Origin of the sequence: Bifidobacterium primatium, assembly GCF_002802875.1 — a bacterium.
Taxonomy (GTDB): domain Bacteria; phylum Actinomycetota; class Actinomycetes; order Actinomycetales; family Bifidobacteriaceae; genus Galliscardovia; species Galliscardovia primatium.
The window spans coordinates 192923-213867 of sequence record NZ_PEBI01000002.1; the positions used below are offsets into that span (position 1 = coordinate 192923).

Sequence of the window (20945 nt, forward strand, 5' to 3'; positions counted from 1 at the left end):
ACCGACGACGGGGTTGTCAACGAATGACCGTCGGACTTCTCTCGACTGAGAGAAGTCCGCTTTCTATTGTCGCTTGGCCCAGTCTTTGAGTTCATCCATTGAAGTCAGGTAAGGGAGACTGGACGGAGTCGCGTTCGGGTATCCGAATGCAGCGTACTTTATTTTCAGCATCATGTCTGCGGCTTCGGTCTCTTCAGGGGTGAACCGTTCATGCAGGAGAATGAGCTGGAGCAGGGTTCTTTGTATCGATTGCTTCTCGGCGGTGTCAAGGGCGCGACGAAATTCTCGGCTCCAGCTTTCCACGAACGCAGATGGATTGAAACCGTCATAGAGTTCGGATCCGGATCGATCTAATACCGTAAAACGGTGGAATAATCCGCTAGAAGCGATTAACGGAACGTTTTCCATCAGTGCGACGACAGTATTTTCATGTGCTTTCGGAGGGGTCCATCGAGCCTCGTGCCCGTTGGCCATATCGAAGTAGAAACGGGAGAGAATACCAAGACGGCTGAGTGTCGGAGGGACGGCGACCAATACGGCATGGGTGATTCGTCCCATGGCCTTTGCTCGTCGGGCTTCATCGAGAACGGTGGATGCATTCCTCCAGGTGCCTTCGATAATGGAGGATATGCCGTTTTCGTTGGTGTATTGGACTGTCATACCTGTCCATGCGCCGGCAGCATCGGCTGTGACGTCCGGCATGTCTAGCGGATGATTTTCCAGAAGTTCTCGGTACTGGGGATGGTATTGGCGAAAATCATCGCCGATGATGGGCAGAACAGTGCTATGCGAATATCGCTGTCGCATAATAATTTGTGTACGTGTTTTTCCCGAGCCGGGTTGGCCGCCGATGAAAATGGTTATGGGCTCTGCGGATTTTTCGCAACTGGCGGCAATCGTTGGAAGAATACGCTTCTTCCAACGCGAAAGTACGAAGTCGTCGTTCATAGCAGCGTCTTCAGATAACGACGGCGATCATCCCATTCGCGTTTGAGCCTGATTTGCTCTTCTCTATCCGAATGCTTGGTATTCATCCGATGACGATTCAGCTCAAGGCTTTCCGCAAACCAGCGGCGATATGCATCATCATCGTTGGAGGCCTCGGCTGAGTCCATAAGTGACTGTAGGTAGCCGCCAAGCATGGTCCCGCTCTCAAAGAACACGTCGTAGAGTGTAGAATCATCGAGATTCTCCAACATCGGCGTCGGGGTGATACGTGATGCAGCGACTGATGTCATATTTCACCTCCCTGGCCATAAGTCCATAAGTAAAAACATATTTTGACCCATTCTCTCATATTTCTGCCATTTGCGGTTGGTATAATCTGGCAAGTCAGGTCAATCCGATGGTTTGCGGCCGTTATCTAATTAACTGCGAAGATGGTATTTTTCTTGCATTGGTGTCTGGCATTTGCGGAGATATGGACAGGTTTACAGATGTCAATGACGGATCTTGCTGGTGTCACTGCTCGTTTCGTGGCACTGCGGATTCTCGAATCGTTAGTGTCAGAGGCAGACGTATGCTGTCTCCCCGTTTTGAGGGTGTGGCTTCGTCGTTGTCCCGGAACAGTAGATCCAATGCGGCGATTGCCATGTCGTCTATGGGCTGGGTGAGCGTGGTAAGGCTGGGGCGCAGCCATTTGCCGGTACGAATGCCGTCGCATCCGACCACGGAAAGATCCTGCGGGATGGAGATGCCGTACTGTTTGCATACTGAGATCAGGCCGATTGCCACGATATCGGAGCCGGCAAATACCGCAGTTGGGCGATTCTCGGGCTGGGTCAGATATGTCAGTACGCTGGCGCCGTATTCTTCAGTGTAGGGGCCTGAAAATACGAGCTGTGGATCATAGGGGATTCCGGCGTTCTCCAATGCGGCCTGGTATCCGCGCAGGCGTTCCGTGGTGGTGCTCAGCATCGTCGGTCCGGCGATATGGGCAATGCGGCGATGACCCAGTGAAATAAGATATGACGTCGCCTGATAGGCTCCGGAATAATTATCTACGGTGACGATATTCGGATGGGACTGTGTGGGGATGGTTATATCCTCGTCGAGCAGGACCAATCTGATTGGTGAGGTGGCCAGATGGTTCAGTGCACGATTGGTGCGATGCATTCCGGCATAGATTAGTCCGTCGAATTTCTTGGATTCGATGACGTGATTCACCAGCCTGGATTCGGTGCTGGGCTGCCGTCCTGAGACCATGATTTCCAGCGTATGATTGCCGGTTTGGGCTTGTGCGGCGATGGCTTCGCAGAGGGATGCATAGAACGGATTGGTGAGTTCCGGGACGATTAAGGCTATATCGTGTCCGATTGATGGGCCGACGGTGCGTTCGGTGACGGGTTGGTTGAGTGGAAGCGTTTTGGGCTCGGTGGTTTCATTCAAAGGAAAAGAAGGGGATGAATATCCGAGTTCGCTTGCGGCCTGACGGATTTTTTCAGCGGTCTCGGTCTTGATGGAAAGCTGTCCGCGGAAATAGCGGGATACCGTGGAGGCCGATACCCCGGCCTGCCTGGCCACTTGCGAGAGCGATGCCATTGCGCTGACCTCATCAATTCTGTTGTTCCGACGGTTGGTTCGACATCGTGTGACCGCACTGCAGTGAGCGAGGGGCGACGATTCGTTTTTTGTTTTCCCAGTGTATCTCGCGGCAGTAGAGGAGTTTGCTCTTTCGCCATTTTCGTTGCGTAATTTTTGCGTAACTAATGTGCCTCAAGGCGACACGCCGTTGCGTTGATTGCTGGAAATATAGCGGTTACATTAAAGACAACGTTGCGCAACGAAACGCAATATGATGTGATATCAACACAATCAATGATGAAAGGAAGTTGGTATGGCAAAAGTTCTTTTGGCGGGGGAATCATGGATTTCCTCCACTACTGAATTTAAGGGGTATGACTCGTTTACCAGCACCAAACTGGAAATTGGGTGCGAGGTTTTGTTGCGTGAATTGCGCAACGCTGGGCATGAAATCACCCATCTTCTGGCTCACGACGTTCCGGAGCATTTTCCGTGGACGCGTGAAGAACTCGACCAGTATGACGTGGTGATTCTTTCCGACATCGGCTCCAATTCTCTTACATTGTCCAATGGCGTATTCGCCTTGGGAAGGCCTTCTTCCAATCGTATGATGCTGCTGCGTGATTGGGTGGAAGACGGCGGCTCCCTGATGATGGCCGGTGGCTACCTCTCGTTCGCCGGGTTCGAAGGCAAGGCCCATTATCACGGCACTCCGGTGGAGGAGGCCCTGCCGGTTGAGATTCTGCCCTATGACGACCGTGTCGAGGCGCCGCAGGGAATCAATCCCAAAGAAGTCGGGCCCAATGCGATTTGCGATGGATTGGGGGAGTTCCCGCGAATTCTTGGATATCAGAAGGTGACGCCGAAAAGCGGCAGCCGTGTACTGATGACGGTGGATGACAATCCGCTGCTGATTACGGGAACGTATGGAGAAGGGCGGTCTCTTGCCTATACCACCGATATTGCACCTCATTGGGCATCCGAGGAATTCATGAATTGGTCGGGGTACGGGCCATTCTTCTCCCGTTGCATCGATTGGTTGGCCGGTTCCCTATAGGCCGGCTTCGAGGGGTCTTTCATTTCCATTCGTCTTCCAAAACGTTCTATGCATTAATCATCTAATCAATTGAAAGAAGAAGATCATGTCCAGCAATTCATCTTCGTCGCTTAACGGCGGTAAGTCGGTTGCCGTTCCGCTGCTGTTCCTTGCCACTGTGCTCGCGGGTATGCTTTCTCCCATGCAGTCTGCCGTAAACGGACAGGTGGGCAAGGAACTCGGCGACGGCAATGCTTCTGCGGTGGTGTCATTCGGCTCTGGATTGGTGGTGATGATCATCATCATTTTGGCCCGCAGTTCTACGCGCCAGCAGTTCGCTTCAATTCCCGGGAAGATTACTTCCCGGTCTATTCCCTGGTGGAACTGGCTCGCTGGTTGCTGTGGCGCAATGGTGGTGTTCTCCGAAGGGGCTTCGGCATCCGTACTGGGCGTTGCCACTTTCCAGACCACGCTGATTTCCGGTATGGTGCTCTCCGGTCTGCTGTGTGATCGTCTCGGTATTGGCGTCGATGTCAAGCAGCCGTTCAATCTGCCTCGAATCCTCGGCGCCGTGTTGGCGATTGTCGCTACGGTTCTGGTGGTGCTGCCGAACTGGCAGGCTCCGTCGGTGATTGCTCTCGCCATTCTGCCGTTCCTCGCAGGCCTGCTTGCGGGCTGGCAGCCTGCCGGCAATTCCGCAGTGGCTCGTGAGACCGGATCCATGCTCGTCTCTATTACTTGGAACTTCATCGTCGGCTTCTGCGTGCTCGGCAGTGTGTTGCTTGTTCGCGTGCTTACCGGTGCTGTTGCCTTCCATCTGCCGAAGACGTGGTGGATGTATCTCGGCGGTCCTCTTGGATTGCTGTCCATTGCGCTGATGGCGCTGCTGGTTCGTGGTCTTGGCCTGCTGCTGCTTGGTCTGGCATCCACTGCTGGCCAGCTGATCGGCTCGGTGCTGATTGATTGGCTGGTGCCTGCGCTCGGCAATCATGTATATGCAGTCACCGTGGTCGGTGCGCTGGTTGCTCTGGTCGGTGCCGCAATCGCCATGATTCCCTCCGCGAAGAACGAGGTGTCGGTCAGCGATATCGCTCGCGAACAGACTGTGTCGCCGGTGGGACGGTAAGGAGATATCTCGTATGTGCACAGGAATTGAACTGACAAGCCTTCAAGGCAATCCCTACTGGGGAAGGACCCAGGATTTCGAGCAGGATTTTGAATACGCAGGTGTGGCAATTCCCGCTGGAACCCGCATCGCTTCCACCACCACTCCTTTTACCGTGAAATGCGCGGTCATGGGTATCGTCTGGGCCGAGGATGTGCATGAACATCCCGTGGTGCTCGATGGCATCAATGAATACGGCATTTGCGGCGGCTCGTTCTATTTCGACCACTTCTATCGCTATGCCTCCACTGAGAAAATTCGGGAATCCGGCAAGGTCGTACTGCGCGGTGAGGAACTGGTTACATGGATTCTTACGCAGTACTCGTCTCTGGAAGAGATTCGTGATCGGCTGAACGACGATATCGGCATCACGGCTGAGCCCGGTCCGATGATGGGAATGTCCGTTCCCCAGCATGCCGTGTTCCAGGATGGGACCGGCAGGTCGATTGTGGTGGAACCGTCGAAGGAGAACGGATTCCGTATCTTCGAGAATCCTCTGGGTGTATTTACCAATGCGCCTACGTTCGACTGGCATCTGAACAATCTCAAAACGCATCTGGAGCGGTCGTCGAATCGTACGTTTGCATATCGTGACGATGAACCCATAGCCCGATTTGCCATGGATGAGCCGATGAGCGGTCCCTTGGGGCTGCCGGCCGACTACAAGCCGGAATCTCGTTTCCTGCGCGCTGCCTATGCCAAGTTGATGTCGGTTGAGGTAACTGACGAAGAGGCGGTCAACCAAATCTTCCAGTTGCTCAGCTGCGTGAACACACCCAAGGGCATGCTGAGGATCCGGCAGGATAAGCAGGTGCTGGTTCCGTGGACGCAGTACACTGCGGTCTACGACATCGCGAACAAGGTCCTGTATGCGAACACTTACGATAATCACACCGTTCGTGTGATGAAGTTTGGTGATTCCGGTCGGTGGGGGAGCGGACTGCGGTATTTCCGTTTCTATGAAGACAAACCGCAATACGTGCCGTTCGGCGAGTGGTGATTGTCGACCGATGTTCGTCTTATCCGGTTGACGTTCGGTTCGCTTGTTCATCGCCGTTGACATTGTGTCCGACTATGGGTGGATGCCGCTATATTGCGGAATCCACCCATATTTGATGTTGTGAAATCTGGTGTTACCGAATCGTGTGCTTGGGGATTCTGGCAGCTTTTGGGGCGATGCTGAAAACGTGCGGTGTCAATCTGGTGTTTCGATTCAAAGTTTGTGGGTCTATCGACTCGCTCCAAGTGGGACTTAACGATCTGCAGGAATTGGGTTTGTGGGTCTGGCGGCTCGTCCCAGGTGAAAAGTGGGTCTATGCGTTCGCGAGGACGTCGGTTTTCGGTTCCTCGTGTATGCGGCAGACCCACAAACCCGGTTTATGAACGGTTTGACCCATGGTTATTGAATGGCTGCTGGACCCATAAATCCAGCAAGCGAATGGATGGGCCCACAACGGTGACGCAGAAGACCCACAAAGACGACGCAGTAGGCCCACTTTCCTTCCCATCGTCGTTGATGATGGATTGGGCTGCGTATTCATGGTTTTGCGGCGCAATCCATCAATATCGGCCCGATTCCCATGGACCGGGGCGTTTTTCGCTGAAAATGCGGCGTAGTCCATCGGTTGAAGACTATCGGTCTCCAAGAAACCGCATGATTCCAACGATTTTGGATTACGGTCCGTGATTTCCCGATGGATTGCGTCGCAAAATGCCCGATATGCATTGCGGTCCATGGGGATTCGGCTGATTTCCATGGACCGCGTCGTGAATCGCGGTAAATGCGCCGCAGTCCATGACGTGACTCGTCAAACAGTCAGCGGTTCATCAATATGCAGTCGTCATGAGGGTCGGGACGGGATGGACGTCCGTGCGGGCAATTATCGGGACGAATGGGGGAGACGTCCAGAGGGGTCTGCGAAAAGACGATGTGATGGATCGGCGTGGAGGCGCCGGAGGCTTTGGGAGGAATCGGTGAGGAGAGCGGTAACACCTACCGAATATCGCCGATGAATAGAACTCTCGGAATCAGGGCTTTCGGCGGAAGCGGGAGAAAAACGGAGGGGTAATCGCATGTGGTCCCATTCGCAGGGTTGGGACGGCGTGTCGCAAGCTATCGCAACGTGACCGGCAAACTATCGATTATTGCGAAACCCTTTTTAGCGCATCGTTTTTCCAAGCGAATTGACGCATCGTATTTTCATGTTATTATCTTGTTATAAATCAATTATAATTTAAAAATAATCAAGGGATAACGAAGAAGATTCGCATGATTCCAACGGTTTGCAGCCACTGCAAGGCGGTCTGCAACCGGCGGACGCATCGAATCGGATTCGTATAGGGCATTCGAGCGATATCGGGTCGCGTTCGGATGCCGACAACACCACGGCCCGGACTCCTCGACGACGAAGAGGAACGGCGACGCGTTCAGCGATGAACCCGGTGCAAGAACCGGTGCCGGTGCAAACCGGCGGCGAAGCACAAAGGAAAGGACGACCAATGAAGGCCATCGTAGTGAAGGGACCCCACGAGCTCAGCATCGAAGAGGTGGCGAAGCCGCAGATCGAGGAACGTGACGACGTGCTCGTCAAGATCAAGGCCGTGGGCGTGTGCGGTTCCGATGTGCACATCCTGCATGGCGAGAACCCGTTCGTCACCTACCCCCGTGTGATGGGCCACGAGATGGTCGGCGAGGTCGAGGAGGTCGGCTCCGGCGTCGACGACCTCGAGCCGGGCGATCACATTGTCATCGAACCGATCACCTACTCCGGCAAGAGCTACGCGGTGCGTCGCGGCATGCCGAACGTGAGCGAGGATCTCAAGGTCAACGGTGTGCACGTCGACGGCGGCGAACAGGAATACCTCGTCATCAAGAACATCCAGGCCCACAAGATCCGCAAGGACATCCCGTGGACCACCGCCGTGCTCGCCGAACCCTACACCATCGCCGGCAACTCCACCACCCGCGGCGACGTGCGCGCCGGAGACCGCGTGCTCGTGCAGGGCGCCGGCCCGATCGGCATCGCCATCCTGCGCGTGGCCAAGGCCAAGGGCGCGACCGTGATGGTCTCCGACATCGTCGACGAGAAGCTCGAGTTCGCGAAGGCCAACGGCGCCGACGTGGTCGTGAACACCAAGACCCAGGACCTCAAGGAAGCCGTCACCGAGTGGACGCACGGCGAGATGGCGAACATCGTGCTCGACGCCGCCTGCCTGCCGCAGACGTTCCAGGCCTGCTTCGACCTCGTCTCCGTGGCCGGCACCATCGTGGTGCTGGGCATGAGCCCCGAGCCGGTGCCGATTCCGCAGAAGCCGATCATGGCCAAGCAGCTCACCGTGGTGGGCACCCGCCTGCAGGCCTTCCAGTTCGACCCGATCATCCGCATGATGGAGGCCGGTACGCTGGGCGACGACGGCATGGTCACCCACGTCTTCGACTTCAACGACGCCGAGAAGGCCTTCAAGCTGCTCGACGAGCACCCCGAGGAGGTCAAGAAGCTCGTCCTGACCTTCGGAGACTGAGTCTTCGAAGACTGCGGCATCCGCATCGGCGTCCACGGCCGGTTTCACCGACCGGGCGCCGAACGCGACAATTGAATTTTCGACGGCCGTCGCAGCGCCTCGCGACACCGCCGATACCCCCGAACGTCGGGCGGCCGGTTCCGCCGGGGCGGAAGGTTGTCTTCCGTCCTGACCAGGTTCCGCCCCGGTTTTCCGCCCTTCCTCCTTGCCGGCCGCCCGCGTTCGACACCTTCGGCATCCCCGCACGGACGATGAAGTCCGTGTCCGGAGATTCCAACAGATTCCAACAGATTTCAACAAGTTCAACAAGAATTTCCGACATCGGATCTTCATCGCAGATTTTCCAATATCAACGCACGAAAGAGAGAAGAATCATGGCTGATTCCACTGCCGTCGCGCCTCAGGCGAACGGCGCCGAGCCAACGCTGGCCCAGCGCACCACCGCCGATCTCATCAAGGCCGCCGTCTCCGGCTGGCTCGGCACCGCACTCGAGTTCATGGACTTCCAGCTGTACTCGCTGGCCGCCGCACTGGTCTTCAAGGACATCTTCTTCGGCCATGGCTCCCAGGCCATCGCCATCATGTCGGCAATGGCCGTGTACGGCGTGGGCTACGTGGCCCGCCCGATCGGCGCCTGGTACTTCGGCCGCCTCGGCGACCGCATCGGACGCACCAAGGTGCTGTTCATCACCATCGCCATCATGGGCTGCGCCACCACACTGATTGGCGCGCTGCCGACCTACGACCAGGTCGGTCTGCTCGCCCCGGCCCTGCTCGTGCTGCTGCGTCTGGCCCAGGGCTTCGGCGCCGGCGCCGAGATCGCAGGCTCCTCCGTGCTCCTCGCCGAATACGCGCCGAAGAAGCACCGCGGCATCGTCTCCGCCTTCACCGCCCTCGGCACCAACTCCGGCACCCTGTTCGCCGGCCTGATCTGGGCCATCCTGCTCGGCTGGCTCGGCAACGACGCGGTCGTCAACTGGGGCTGGCGCATCCCGTTCCTCGGCTCCGTCATCGTGATGGGCGTGGCCGTGTTCATCCGAATCCACCTCAAGGAGACCCCGGTCTACGAGACCTCCGTGGAGGAGACCATCGCCGGCTACGACAAGCCGCTTGACAAGGATTCCGAGAAGGCCCGCAAGGAGGCCGAGAAGAAGGCCGCCGCCGAGATCGCCAAGACCCCGCGCTCCCTCAAGGCGTTCATCATCGCCTGCGTCCTGCGCTTCGGCCAGTGCGGCAACTCCGGCATGGTGCAGACCTACCTCATCACCTTCCTCACCGCCAACCTGCTCGTCTCGAAGTCCGTCGCCTCGAACGTGGTCGTCTACTCCTCGCTCGTCGGCTTCCTGACCGTGCCGTTCATCGGCTGGTGCGGCGACCGAATCGGCCGCGAACGCATGTACAAGATCGTCACCATCGTCGGTCTGATCATCATCGTGCCGTGCTTCCTGCTCATGGTCAACAACCTCGGCACCGACACCACGCTCGAGCAGACCGCCAACGGCATGATCCCGCACTTCTCCAACCCGACGCTGCTGTTCTTCATCGGCTACATCGTGATGCACAACATCACCGTGCTCTCCTTCTTCTCGCTGGAGAACATCACCATGGCCGAGTGCTTCGGTTCCGCCCACCGCTACGAGCAGCTCGCCCTCGCCAAGGAGATCCCGAACCTGATCACCGGCGGTTTCGGCCCGCTGATCGCCGCCGCGCTGGTCACCGTGTTCAACTCCTGGATCGCCCTCGCCGTGCTCATGGCCTTCTACACCGTGTGCACCCTGATCGCCGCGATCATCATGCCGGAGGTCACCGGCCGTGACCTGACCGCCCGCGAGGACGCGATGTGATCGTCGCGAGATAATCGCCCGCAAGGCGGCCGCCCGCGGAATGGAATCCCCGAGCGGCCATCTTCCACCTGATTGTTCATCAACCGGTTCCCGCGGCCGAAGCGGACGATCCCGCTGGAGGCCTGACCGTCCGCGCTGCCAGCGGCCAACGGAATCATGATGACGGAGATGCTGCGCCCGACCCCGGAGGATATGCCCCCTAGGGTCGGGCGTAGTCATTGGCGACGGACTGCCGTCGCGCGGGCGGCGCCGATCCCATGCGTCGCCCGACAATCAACCTCATTCAATCAACCTTATTCACGTATCGTGGCCGGAATCGAAGCCGACGTCGATGATGCCGCCGGTGTCGAAGGCAACCGTTTTCTTCCGTATTCCCCCGTTTCATCGTTCGACGTGTCGGTTATCGAGCCGTTTACGCGTAGGGGAAACGTTACACGCTCGCCGTACGCACGAAAAACGGAGGAAAAGTTGGAAATATTGGTTTTTCGGCCACTTGACCATAGGTAATATGTGCAATTATGACACGGAGCAAGAAGGATATCGCGTACGAATATCTGCGTCAGCGGATCATATCGTGCGAATTGAAGCCTGGTGATTATCTCGACGAGCAGGAGGTCGCCCAGTCGCTGGGCATCAGCCGCACCCCCGTTCGCGAAGCGGTCAATCGGCTTGCGGAGGAGAAGCTGCTGCAGCTCATGCCGCGCAAGGGAGTGGTGGTCAGCCAGCTTTCCGTCAAGGACGCGTTCGACATGCTGGAGACCCGTCAGATGGTCGAGCCGGAGATTCTGCGCAAGGCTTTTCCCAATCTCGACCGTGAGTCGGTGACCAGATACCGCGATTACGTGGTCTCGAAGATCGAGTCCAAGGACGCCACCACGGAGGAGGTCAGCCGCGACTTCGACTTCGAGCTCCATATGTATTTCGCCGAACGTACCGGCAACTCCTGCCTCGTGGACATCATGAAGATGCTGATGACGCAGAACCAGCGTGTGCGCGCGGTGATGGCGTCCATCCGTTCCGAGCGTGTGCGCGACGCATGCCGCGAGCATCTGACCATCCTCGATGCCATCCTCGCCGGAGACGAGGAGAAGGCCGTCGAGGCGATGCGCCTGCATCAGGCCAACGCCATCGAGGACTTCCGTCACCATTACCGCACCCGTCAGGCGTTCTTCATGTGATATCGGCGGTACTGGCGATAGACTGGCGGAGGACGTCCTGCTTCCGATCGTCGCGGTCGGGAGGCGAGGTCGTCGCAGTCGTCAATCAGTCATCGTCAGTCCCAAGGAGCCCATCATGGTGATGCATCGCAATCTCGGTCCGTTCGATACCACGGCCATCGGCCATGGCGAAATGCCGCTGACCATCGAGAACAACCGCGGCCACGACATCGGCATCGAGACGCTGCATGCCTCGCTCGACGCCGGCTGCCGCCACATCGATACCGCCTGGGCGTACTACACGCCGGGCGAGGAGGAGCAGACCGGCGAGAAGCTCACGCGCGAGGCCCTCGAGACCTGGAACGGCCCTCGCGACGAGGTGACAGTCGCCACCAAGATCGGTCTGCGCCGCGAATGGGGCCCGAACGGCGAGCCGCTGTGGCCGCGCGACGGCAAGCCCGAGCATCTGCTGGAATACGGCAAGCAGTCGGCGCAGGCGCTCGGCGTCGACGCCATTGACCTGCTGTATCTGCACCGTCACGATCCCGAGGTGCCGTACAACGAATCCATCGAAGCGTTGAAGCAGCTCGTGGACGAGGGCGTGGCCAGGTACGCCGGCGTCTCCAACGCGAGCATCGAGCAGATCGACATCGCCCGCGGCATCCTCGGCGACAGGCTCATCGCCGTGCAGAACCAGTACTCGCCGATTCACCTCGAGACGCAGGACACGCTCGACTACTGCGCCAAGCTGGGCATCGCGTTCATCTGCTGGAGCCCGCTCGGCGGCTACCGCCACCCGTACGACGAGTCCAAGTTCGACCCGTTCCGCGAGGTCGCGGCCGCGCACGGCGTGAGCTATCAGCAGGTCGTGCTCGCCTGGGAGCTCGCCAAGGGTGACCATATGTTCGTGATCCCCGGCGCGCACCGTCCCGAGACCATCCTCGACTCGCTCAAGGCCGGCGACCTCGAGCTCACCGACGAGGAGCTCGCCAAGCTCGGCTGAAGCCGCAACGGTTCGACCGGTCGTCCGTCCATTCGTTGGCATCCCGCCTAATGGTCGCGTCGATTGGGCGCCGGACGGTCAACGACCCGCCAACATCATGTCCGGAGGCCTCCCGCAGGGGAGGCCTTTTTTGATTTTCCCTGCTGTTTTCGTCGTCATCGGCGTGGATTGTACAAGGATCATCCTCGGATTGTTATTGTTTTATACGTTGGTTATAACAATGAAATAATCAACGTATAACCAAGGACGACTGTATGGAAGAAGACGCGCGATGCGGCGTGCAGGTCTGCGAGAGGCCGGTCTGACATCTCCCGCAAACATACGGACCCGCGAATCCGTCCGCCCGTTCTCCCGACATTCATCCACGTTCATCCACGTCGGACCGCACGGCGCGTCGTCGCCGCGTGCGGTGGTGAAAGGAGCGACCCCCATGAGCAAGCGAGTACCCTACGAGCAGGTCGAGGAAACCATCCGCAAGGCGTTCATCGCCGTTGGCATGGACGAGGACAAGGCTGCGACCTGCGCCGCCGTCCATGCGGAATCCAGTGCCGCCGGCGTCGAAAGCCACGGGCTGAACCGTGTGCCCCGATTCGTCGAATACGCGCGCAAGGGCTGGATCAACCTCGACGGCGAGCCGCAGCTGGTCAAGGCCCTGGGTGCCGTGGAAAACTACGACGGTCAGCTCGGCATCGGCGTGACGAACGCCCTGTTCTGCACCGACCGCGCCATGCAACTTGCCAAGGAACACGGCATCGGCTGCGTGACCCTGCGCAACACGACCCACTGGATGCGCGGCGGCACCTACGCATGGCGCATGGCCGAAGCCGGATATCTCGGCATGAACTGGATCAACACCGAAAGCTGCATGCCGATGTGGGGCAGCGTCGAACCGAGCGTGGGCAACAACCCGTTCTGCGTGGCCATCCCCCGTGAGAACGGGCCGGTCGTGGTCGACATGGCCATGAGCCAGTACGCCTACGGCAAGCTGGGCGTCTACCGCCTCGCCGGCAAGAAGCTGCCGTTCCCCGGCGGATTCGACTCCGAAGGCAATCTGACCGACGACCCCGGCAAGATCGAGGACAGCATGCGCATCCTGCCCACCGGATACTGGAAGGGCAGCAGCCTCGCCATCGCCCTGGACCTCGCCGCGGCCCTGATGTCGAACGGCATGACCGGCTCCGACATGGACCAGGCCGACAACGGCAGCTGCGGCGGATGCAGCCAGGTGTTCATCGCCTTCGACCCCGACATGTTCGGCGACCACGATGAGAACCAGGCCAAGCTCGACCGCCGCATCGACGCCGTGCACAACGCCCGCCCCGAGAACCCTGACCGTCCGGTCGCATACCCCGGCGAGCATGCGCTCGCCAACCGCGAGCGCAGCCATCGGGAAGGCGTCGTCGTCGACGAGAACATCTGGAGCCAGGTGTGCTCGATCGCCGAGGGCAATCTCGACGTCGCGGATATCGCCAGCAAGTGATTCGCCGACCGGCTGATCATCCCAGCGCGCGCACCACGGCGGCCAGTCGTTCGGCGGCGTCGCCGAACTCGGCCGGCGTGGTGTACGCGTAGCTCAGACGCAGCGAATTGTCGCCCTCGAAATCGTAGATGTCGCCGGGGTTGAGCAGCACGCCCGCCTCTACGGCCTTCTGGAACAGCCGTCCCATCGGCATCGGCTCGTCGAACGTCAGCCAGATATAGAATCCGCCGCCGGGCGTGTTCCAGTGCGCGACGTCGCCGAACAGACGGCCGAGCGTCGCCAATGCGGCGTCGCGACGGCGGCGCAATTCCTTCTTCAATTCGGCGAGGAACGCGCCGTATCGGCCGCTGGTCAGGAACCGGGCGAACACCCATTGCGACAGCAGGCTTGCGCCGTAGTCCATCTGCATCTTCACGTCGGCGAGGCGATGCACGATCGGTTCGGGCGCCACGATCCAGCCGATGCGCAGGCCCGGCGCCAGCGCCTTCGACGCGCTGCCGAGATAGATGACCATGCCGGTCTCGTCCATCGACTTCAGCGGAGCGGGGGATTTCGGCGGGGTGGGGGAGTCGTCGAAGACGAGGTCCTGGTAGGCGCCGTCCTCGATGATCGGCAGACGGTTGGCCACGCAGCATTCCAGGAGTTCGCGGCGTCTCGCCTCGCTCATGGTGACGCCGGTGGGATTGTGGTTCGTCGGAATCGTGTAGAGCACCGAGCCGCGGCCGTTGCGGCTGTTGCGACGCGAGGCCGTGGGCGAGGGGAGCGGTGCCGTGTCGCCTGCGGTCGTGGCCGCCGTGCCGCCTGCGAGCATGCGCGACAGCGCCGTCACGTCGATGCCGTTCGCGTCCATCGGTACGCCGGCGAGATGCATGCCCGCCGACTGGAACACCTGCAGCGACTTGATATAGCTCGGCGCCTCGGCGACCACGGTCGATCCGGCGCTCAGCAGACTCACCGAGATGATCTGCAGGGCCTGCAATGCGCCCGACGTCACGAGAATCTGTTCCGGCCCGGTCTCGATGCCGGATTCGCGCATATGCGCGGCGATGGCCTCGCGTAGTTCGGGCAGGCCTTCCGGGGGAGGGTATCCCATCGAATCGATTTCGCCTGCGGCCTCGATGAGCACGTCATGCCACATATCGCGGGGGAACAGCCTCGGATCGAGCTCGCCGGTGCCGAGCCTGGCCATCGAGGGGTCGAACTCCAGACGGTTGATGGCCTGGATGGTGGTGTTGTTCGCCTTGAAGAAGCCCGACGACACATAGTCCGCCCAATCCGGGGCGCCCGGCAGCATCAGCGACCACGTGTTGCTCACGATGCGCGTGCCGGCACCGTGCAATCCCTCGACGATGCCGTAGTCGGTCAGCTCGTTGATGGCCGCGATCACCGTCGAGCGGTTCACGCCGAAACCCTCGGCCAGCGCACGCTGCGACGGCAGTCGCGAACCGATGGGCCATGCGCCGCCCGAGACCTGCGCGCACATGTACTGCACGATCTGCTCGGTGATCGGCACGCTCGACGTGCGGTCCGGCTTCCAGTCGATGACAAGCGGCGCTGATCGTGCCATGGGAAGGGCCTCCTTGGTTGGCGATGGTGCTGACGGTGGCGTATCGGATTGACATGCTGCGGGACGTATGGCTTTGGTTGAGCCGATGCCCTGCATTTTGGCTGGTTGCTGATTGGTATTGTACTCCTACAATAAGCGATTAGTTATAGAGAATTGCAGTAATTGCAATGGGGAAAACCGAATGATGATGGTTTGTTGGCTGCATTTGGATGGATGATGATAATCCAGCCAAAACCGACTTGGCTGATTATTCGGCGTATTGGGAAGAAAGTGTGAGCTGGTAATCATGGGTTTCTATCTGCAGGGGCTGACGGTCGGCCTGGCGTATATCGCGCCGATCGGCATGCAGAATCTGTTCGTCATCAACTCGGCGCTGACCAAGACGCGTCGTCGTGCGCTGATGACCGCGCTCATTGTCATCGTGTTCGATGTGGCGCTCTCGCTCTCCTGCTTCTTCGGCGTGGGGTCGCTGATGCAGCGCTATGAGTGGCTGCAGCTGGGCGTTCTGGCCATCGGCGGACTGGTGGTGATGCGCATCGGCGCGGGACTGCTGCGCGCGAGGCCCGAAGCCGACGGCGGCGCGAAGTCGGATGGCCGCGCGGGGTCTTCCGTGAAGCCCGCCACGAAATCCATGGCGAAATCCGATGACCTCGGCCACACCATCTCCACGGCATGCGTGGTCACCTGGTGCAATCCGCAGGCCATCATCGACGGCACGCTCATGCTCGGCGCGTTCAGTGCCACGCTTACCGCAGCGCAGTCCACGCCGTTCATCACCGGCGTCGAGACCGCGTCCGTCGGCTGGTTCATCGGCGTCACGCTGCTCGTCTCCGCATTCCGCGACCGGTTCAGTCCGAAGGCCATCGGCGTGCTCAACAAGGTGTGCGGCACGGTTATCATCGTCTACGGCCTCAAGCTCCTCGCTGAATTCGCCATGGCGGTGCTGTAGGATTCGCGGCGGGAAAAATCCGCCCGGAATTTGGAGATAGGCCTCGGCTAGACTGGCCTATGCTATGACTTCATCAACTGAAACCCTGAAAACCTTGGATACCCCGACCATGTCCATCGTCCGTCGTCATCGGCCCGAAGTATTGGCCCCGGCCGGCAACCTGCGCGGACTCAAGACCGCCATCGACTACGGTGCGGACGCCGTCTACTGCGGCGGCAAGGCCTTCGGCATGAGAAGCGCGCCGCGCAACCTCAGCCTCGCCGACTTCGAGGAGGGCGCACGCTACGCCCACGCCGTCGGCTCGCGCGTATACGTCACGCTGAACGTGCTGCCGCGCAACGCCGAGGTCGAGGCGATCCGCGACTACATCGGTCAGCTCAAGGACACCGGCATCGACGCGCTCATCGTCACCGACATCGGCGTGATGATGATGGCCCATCAGGTCGCGCCCGACCTCGAACTGCACGTCTCCACGCAGGCCGGCGTCACCAACTACGGCGCCGCGCAGGCGCTCTACGAATTCGGCGCCCGACGCGTCGTGCTCGCCCGCGAGATGGACCTGCAGGCCGTGCGCGACATCCGTGCCCGCATCCCCGACGACATGGACATCGAATGCTTCGTGCACGGCGCCATGTGCATGGCGTTCTCCGGCCGCTGCCTGTTCTCCAACTACCTCACCGGCCGCGACGGCAACCACGGCGAATGCGCACAGCCCTGCCGCTGGAAGTACTCCATCGTGGAGGAGAAGCGACCCGGACAGTACTATCCCATCGAGCAGACCGAGGAGGGCGCATACCTCTTCAACTCGCAGGACATGAACATGCTCGAGCACATCGACGACCTGCTCGACTCCGGCGCCAGCAGTCTGAAGATCGAAGGCCGCTCCAAGAGCGCCTACTATGTGGCCGCCATGACCAACGCCTACAAGACCGCCGTCAACGAATACATGGTGCAGCGCGGATTCGAGGACGCCGACGGCAACGTGCTGCGTCCGTTCCGCGACTGCGTGATCCGCCCCGGCGACCCTGACTTCGAACAGGCCGCTGACGACGACATCGAACGCAACGCGGACAAGGCGTTCGCCGGCATGCCGGGCGAGGCGCCGGTCGAAGGAGGCGACGCCGATGATGCCTCCGCCGTTGTGGAGGACGCCGCCGCCCGTTCCGCCGGCGGCTCGCAGCTCGACAACCTGAGCTACCGCGCACGCTCCACCCGCCGCAAGTCCAACACGCGCGAGGAGGTCCTGCCCGAGGGCTGGCACCATGCGAAATGCCGTCCGGCCCCGCGCGTCGAACTGCCCGAATGGCTGGTCGAAGAGCCGTACAAGGTGGCCCACCGCGACTACTCCACCGGCTTCTACTACCCCGAACAGAAGGTGACGCAGAACACCGACCGGTCCGCATACTTCCGCGACTGGCTCGTCGTGGGCGAGGTGCTCGGCTGGAACGCCGAACGCGGCGGCCGCGTGACCATCATGGCCCGCAACAAGATAGAACCCGGCCAGCTCGTCGAATTCGTACTGCCCGGCGAGGCCCCGCTCGCCTACACCGTGCCCGACGACGGGCTGGAGGACGCCGACGGCGTGCCCGTCGCCGCCATCAACCATCCGGCGCGCGTGTTCTCCCTGCCCTGCCCGCATGAGGTGCCGCTCAACGCCGCCATGCGCTCACGCACCAAGAAGCCAACCCTCAAAGCCGCCTAAAGGAAGGCAATCATGACCAACTCAAACCAGAATCCCAGCGCCAATCCGCTGAACAACCCGAACCCCGACGACCCCAACGCCAAGATCCTCGACAGCAACACGCTGCCCACCCACTACGACGACGGCCGGCCCGTGCCCGTCACCATCCCGATCCCGCTCGCCCCCGGCGTCAAGGTCGTCTACACCACGCGCCTCGGCGGCATCTCCACCGGCGACTACGCGGCATTGAACCTCGGCGGTCGCGGCGGTGACGACCCGGCCGCCATCGAATCCAACCGCGAGGCGCTCGCCGGCGAGATCCATGCGAAGCTTTCGCTGGTCGGTCAGGTACATTCCGCCGTGGCCGTGGATGTCGACGACCTGTACCGGGAGAACGCGCCCTACGGCTTCGACGCCTCCGGCACGCAGCTGGGCGAGGAGCGCGAATCACAGCGCATCGAGGCCGACGGCCAGGTGACGTCGCGCACCGGCATTGCCCTCGGCATGTTCGCCGCCGACTGCCTGCCCGTGCTGTTCGCCGACCCGACCACCGGCATCATCGGCGCCGCCCACTGCGGCCGACGTGGCCTCCAGCGCGGGGTCATCGGCGAGACCGTCGACCTGATGGTCAAGAAGGGCGCCAAGCGCGACGAGATCGTCGCCACGCTCGGCCCGCGCATCTGCGGCGAATGCTACGAGGTGGGCGACGAGGTGGCCGACGACTTCCAGAAGCGCTTCCCCCTCACCAAGACCAAGTCCCGCTTCGGCGGCGCCGGCATCGACATCGCCGAGGCCGCGATGATCGACCTCGCCTTCGCTGGCGTGCATCACACGGTCGACTCCATGCCGCGCGTCAACGCCGCCACCAAGTACCTCGCCGACGACGAGGAGCTCAAGGCCCTGTGCAGGTCCGACAACGAGGGCGACCCCGAACTGCATGAGCGTCTCGGCAACGTGCGCCACAGCCTGTGCACGCTCGAGAACCCGCTGTGGTTCTCGCACCGCCGCGCCACGCTCGCCGGCAAGACCCACGAAGGCCGACTCCTCGCCCTCGTCGTACGCGAGTAGGGGAGCGTGAGGCGGCGGCCGATGGCCGCGCCGTGCCCGGCCTTGTCGCACGCGTTCACTCACCACAATCCGCCATGAACTTTGTCACTCACCGAAATCCGCCACGGCACGCCGACGGTTCCGTCATTTCGTGGCGGAAAACAGTGAGCAACCGGCCAAGTGGCGGATTCGGTGAGTAAACAGGCCCCGTCGCTGACGCCGGCCGCGCCAGTTGCATATTCGGTGCAGAATTTCGGGCGGCGGCGCCGGCGGGTTGCCGTGCTGGCTTACGGTTGGGGGCATGTGTGAGAAGAGCAGTGTTTCCCCGTCCTCCGTTCCCGTGGTCGCCGTGGTGCTGGCCGCAGGGTTCGGCACCCGCTTCGACCCCGACAACCCCAAGCAGCTGGTGTCGGTCGGCGGCAAGGAGATCGTCGTCTGGTCCATCGAGGCGTTCGAGAAGAATCCGCGCGTGACCGACATCATCGTGGTGGTCAACGCGCAGGTGGGCGACGAGGTGGAGCGGCTCATCGACGCCAACGGCTTCGGCAAGGTGCGCGCGGTCATCCCCGGCGGTGCCGAGCGTTCCGACAGCACGCAGAACGCGCTGCAGATGCTCGCCGACGCCGGCATCCCCGGCGAGGCGAAGGTGCTGATCCACGACGCCGTCCGCCCGTTCGTCGAACAGCATTCCATCAACGGCTGCATCGACGCGCTCGACGAGTTCGAGGCCGCCACCGTGGCCGTGGCGTCCACCGACACCGTGCTACTCACCGAGGATCTCGGCGATCGCAAGGTCATCCGCACGGTGCCCGACCGTCCGAACACGTTCCGCGCGCAGACGCCTCAGGCGTTCCGTTTCGCCACGATCCGCAAGGCATACGCCCAGGCCGACAGCGACCCCGACTTCCATCCGACCGACGACACCCGCGTGGTCGTGGACTACCTGCCCGACACCCCGGTCGCCATCGTCGCCGGAACCGAGACGAACCTGAAGATCACGACGCTGGCCGACATCCCCGTCGCCGAGAACATCGCCGAGACGATCTCCGGACCGCGAACCCGCGAGGAGGCCAAGGTCCGCATGCACGCCGTGTTCGCCGACGCCTTCAAGCAGATGCGTCGCTGACCGGTCGTCGGCCGTGTCTGCGGCTACACTGAAACCATGCAGCAGTTCAACGTCGTCATTTCCGGATTCGACCATTACGAAGGCATCGACCTCAACCCTTCCGCCGAGGTGAGTGAGACGCTCTCCTCGCGCGGTGTGGCCGGGGCTCCCGAAGGCGCCGACATACAGGTGACCTCGGTGCTGCTGCCGTTGAGCTTCCAGAACGCGTGGCCGAAACTGCACGAGACCATCGAGGCGGTGCATCCCGACGTGGTCATCGCCACGGGGCTCAAGACCCATGCGCATTCGGTGGCGTTGGAGCGCTGCGCCACGAATCTCATCGACGCCTCGCGCCCGGACGCCGACAACGTGCAGCCGCGTCGCACGCCCATCGAGCCGGACGGTCCGGCCGCATACTGGACGCGTCTGCCGCTGCGTGCGATTCTGCATGACTTCACCGAGCAGAACATCCCCGCCACGCTGAGCTCCGACGCCGGCACGTTCGTGTGCAATTCGCTGTTCTATCAGCTGCTGCACTGGAACGCGCAGCAGGCGCGCACGCTGTCGGGCTTCCTGAGCTTCCCCAAGGTGGGCGACGGCGGCCTGTACGGTTCGGGACTGTCGCTCGACCAGATGGTCGCCGCCGCGGAGGACGCGGTGCGGGCCACCGTCGGCTACGCCATGCAGCCGTTCTCCGACGAGATCTACGCGGACGAGATCTAGACGTCGCCGACTTGGACATCCAATACACCGGTATTCGACTGTCCCATATATGAAAACCACTTTCGCAAGCCGTTTGCGGAAGTGGTCGTTCGAACATCCTGTGTCAAGTGTGTGACATCTGTGGCAAGGCGGCGCGCCGACCC

The 20945-nt window shown here is 60.9% G+C and carries 17 protein-coding genes; 13 read left to right on the plus strand and 4 right to left on the minus strand.

Going from position 1 to position 20945, the window contains the following annotated elements:
- Window positions 1–63: 63 nt before the first annotated feature.
- From CS006_RS04620 to CS006_RS04630, 3 genes are all read right to left on the minus strand, one after another.
- Window positions 64–948 carry a zeta toxin family protein gene (locus CS006_RS04620; RefSeq protein WP_100510621.1) on the minus strand — a complete coding sequence of 295 codons (885 nt, stop codon included), beginning with the start codon at window positions 946–948 and terminating at the stop codon, window positions 64–66.
- Window positions 945–1238: a hypothetical protein gene (locus CS006_RS04625; protein WP_100510622.1), complete on the minus strand. Its 294-nt coding sequence runs from the start codon at window positions 1236–1238 to the stop codon at window positions 945–947. Before CS006_RS04625 ends, CS006_RS04620 begins: the two co-directional genes overlap by 4 nt.
- A gap of 223 nt (window positions 1239–1461) precedes the next feature.
- Complete coding sequence (locus CS006_RS04630) at window positions 1462–2541, minus strand: LacI family DNA-binding transcriptional regulator (protein ID WP_100510623.1); 1080 nt, start codon at window positions 2539–2541, stop codon at window positions 1462–1464.
- Between the two features lie 295 nt (window positions 2542–2836).
- On the opposite strand from CS006_RS04630, the gene CS006_RS04635 reads away from it, so the two are divergent.
- The 8 genes from CS006_RS04635 (at window position 2837) to yiaK (ending at window position 13730) form a co-directional block, all read left to right on the plus strand.
- A complete protein-coding gene (locus CS006_RS04635; protein ID WP_100510624.1) occupies window positions 2837–3580 on the plus strand; it encodes a glutamine amidotransferase in 744 nt (247 codons plus the stop codon).
- 85 nt (window positions 3581–3665) lie between these two features.
- Window positions 3666–4685 (plus strand): DMT family transporter, encoded by a 1020-nt coding sequence (locus CS006_RS04640; protein WP_100510625.1) that lies wholly within the window; start codon window positions 3666–3668, stop codon window positions 4683–4685.
- Between the two features lie 13 nt (window positions 4686–4698).
- On the plus strand, window positions 4699–5724 hold the full coding sequence (locus tag CS006_RS04645) for a linear amide C-N hydrolase (protein WP_100510626.1): 1026 nt from the start codon (window positions 4699–4701) through the stop codon (window positions 5722–5724).
- 1499 nt (window positions 5725–7223) lie between these two features.
- Window positions 7224–8246, plus strand: coding sequence for a zinc-binding alcohol dehydrogenase family protein (locus tag CS006_RS04650; protein ID WP_100510627.1), 1023 nt, complete (start codon window positions 7224–7226; stop codon window positions 8244–8246).
- 374 nt (window positions 8247–8620) lie between these two features.
- The gene (locus CS006_RS04655; protein WP_100510628.1) at window positions 8621–10090 is read left to right on the plus strand and encodes an MFS transporter; all 1470 of its coding nucleotides are present in this window, start codon (window positions 8621–8623) and stop codon (window positions 10088–10090) included.
- Window positions 10091–10608: 518 nt separating this feature from the next.
- Window positions 10609–11268 carry a GntR family transcriptional regulator gene (locus CS006_RS04660; RefSeq protein ID WP_100510629.1) on the plus strand — a complete coding sequence of 220 codons (660 nt, stop codon included), beginning with the start codon at window positions 10609–10611 and terminating at the stop codon, window positions 11266–11268.
- 115 nt (window positions 11269–11383) lie between these two features.
- On the plus strand, window positions 11384–12250 hold the full coding sequence (locus CS006_RS04665; RefSeq protein WP_100510630.1) for an aldo/keto reductase: 867 nt from the start codon (window positions 11384–11386) through the stop codon (window positions 12248–12250).
- 430 nt (window positions 12251–12680) lie between these two features.
- Window positions 12681–13730 carry a 3-dehydro-L-gulonate 2-dehydrogenase gene (gene yiaK / locus CS006_RS04670; RefSeq protein ID WP_100510631.1) on the plus strand — a complete coding sequence of 350 codons (1050 nt, stop codon included), beginning with the start codon at window positions 12681–12683 and terminating at the stop codon, window positions 13728–13730.
- Window positions 13731–13746: 16 nt separating this feature from the next.
- Here yiaK and CS006_RS04675 read toward each other — a convergent pair whose 3' ends face one another.
- Window positions 13747–15297: an aminotransferase-like domain-containing protein gene (locus CS006_RS04675; RefSeq protein ID WP_100510632.1), complete on the minus strand. Its 1551-nt coding sequence runs from the start codon at window positions 15295–15297 to the stop codon at window positions 13747–13749.
- 286 nt (window positions 15298–15583) lie between these two features.
- Here CS006_RS04675 and CS006_RS04680 point away from each other — a divergent pair, with 286 nt between their 5' ends.
- From CS006_RS04680 to CS006_RS04700, 5 genes are all read left to right on the plus strand, one after another.
- The gene (locus CS006_RS04680; protein WP_100510633.1) at window positions 15584–16246 is read left to right on the plus strand and encodes a LysE/ArgO family amino acid transporter; all 663 of its coding nucleotides are present in this window, start codon (window positions 15584–15586) and stop codon (window positions 16244–16246) included.
- Window positions 16247–16355: 109 nt separating this feature from the next.
- Complete coding sequence (locus CS006_RS04685) at window positions 16356–17948, plus strand: peptidase U32 family protein (protein ID WP_100510634.1); 1593 nt, start codon at window positions 16356–16358, stop codon at window positions 17946–17948.
- A 12-nt stretch (window positions 17949–17960) separates the two neighbouring features.
- Entirely contained in the window at window positions 17961–18995 is a 1035-nt protein-coding gene (locus CS006_RS04690; protein ID WP_100510635.1) for a purine nucleoside phosphorylase YfiH/LACC1 family protein, read from the plus strand.
- A gap of 280 nt (window positions 18996–19275) precedes the next feature.
- Complete coding sequence (locus tag CS006_RS04695) at window positions 19276–20100, plus strand: IspD/TarI family cytidylyltransferase (protein ID WP_100510636.1); 825 nt, start codon at window positions 19276–19278, stop codon at window positions 20098–20100.
- Between the two features lie 36 nt (window positions 20101–20136).
- Window positions 20137–20802 (plus strand): pyroglutamyl-peptidase I, encoded by a 666-nt coding sequence (locus CS006_RS04700; RefSeq protein ID WP_100510637.1) that lies wholly within the window; start codon window positions 20137–20139, stop codon window positions 20800–20802.
- Window positions 20803–20945: the final 143 nt, after the last annotated feature.

What these genes read in the sequence shown, in the direction of transcription:
- CS006_RS04650 (WP_100510627.1), top strand. Translation starts at nt 7,224, where the DNA reads ATGAAGGCCATCGTAGTGAAGGGACCCCACGAGCTCAGCATCGAAGAG.
- CS006_RS04625 (WP_100510622.1), bottom strand. Translation starts at nt 1,238, where the DNA reads ATGACATCAGTCGCTGCATCACGTATCACCCCGACGCCGATGTTGGAG.
- CS006_RS04655 (WP_100510628.1), top strand. Translation starts at nt 8,621, where the DNA reads ATGGCTGATTCCACTGCCGTCGCGCCTCAGGCGAACGGCGCCGAGCCA.
- CS006_RS04665 (WP_100510630.1), top strand. Translation starts at nt 11,384, where the DNA reads ATGGTGATGCATCGCAATCTCGGTCCGTTCGATACCACGGCCATCGGC.
- CS006_RS04695 (WP_100510636.1), top strand. Translation starts at nt 19,276, where the DNA reads ATGTGTGAGAAGAGCAGTGTTTCCCCGTCCTCCGTTCCCGTGGTCGCC.
- yiaK (WP_100510631.1), top strand. Translation starts at nt 12,681, where the DNA reads ATGAGCAAGCGAGTACCCTACGAGCAGGTCGAGGAAACCATCCGCAAG.
- CS006_RS04630 (WP_100510623.1), bottom strand. Translation starts at nt 2,541, where the DNA reads ATGGCATCGCTCTCGCAAGTGGCCAGGCAGGCCGGGGTATCGGCCTCC.
- CS006_RS04690 (WP_100510635.1), top strand. Translation starts at nt 17,961, where the DNA reads ATGACCAACTCAAACCAGAATCCCAGCGCCAATCCGCTGAACAACCCG.
- CS006_RS04675 (WP_100510632.1), bottom strand. Translation starts at nt 15,297, where the DNA reads ATGGCACGATCAGCGCCGCTTGTCATCGACTGGAAGCCGGACCGCACG.
- CS006_RS04685 (WP_100510634.1), top strand. Translation starts at nt 16,356, where the DNA reads ATGTCCATCGTCCGTCGTCATCGGCCCGAAGTATTGGCCCCGGCCGGC.
- CS006_RS04660 (WP_100510629.1), top strand. Translation starts at nt 10,609, where the DNA reads ATGACACGGAGCAAGAAGGATATCGCGTACGAATATCTGCGTCAGCGG.
- CS006_RS04645 (WP_100510626.1), top strand. Translation starts at nt 4,699, where the DNA reads ATGTGCACAGGAATTGAACTGACAAGCCTTCAAGGCAATCCCTACTGG.
- CS006_RS04640 (WP_100510625.1), top strand. Translation starts at nt 3,666, where the DNA reads ATGTCCAGCAATTCATCTTCGTCGCTTAACGGCGGTAAGTCGGTTGCC.
- CS006_RS04635 (WP_100510624.1), top strand. Translation starts at nt 2,837, where the DNA reads ATGGCAAAAGTTCTTTTGGCGGGGGAATCATGGATTTCCTCCACTACT.
- CS006_RS04700 (WP_100510637.1), top strand. Translation starts at nt 20,137, where the DNA reads ATGCAGCAGTTCAACGTCGTCATTTCCGGATTCGACCATTACGAAGGC.
- CS006_RS04680 (WP_100510633.1), top strand. Translation starts at nt 15,584, where the DNA reads ATGGGTTTCTATCTGCAGGGGCTGACGGTCGGCCTGGCGTATATCGCG.
- CS006_RS04620 (WP_100510621.1), bottom strand. Translation starts at nt 948, where the DNA reads ATGAACGACGACTTCGTACTTTCGCGTTGGAAGAAGCGTATTCTTCCA.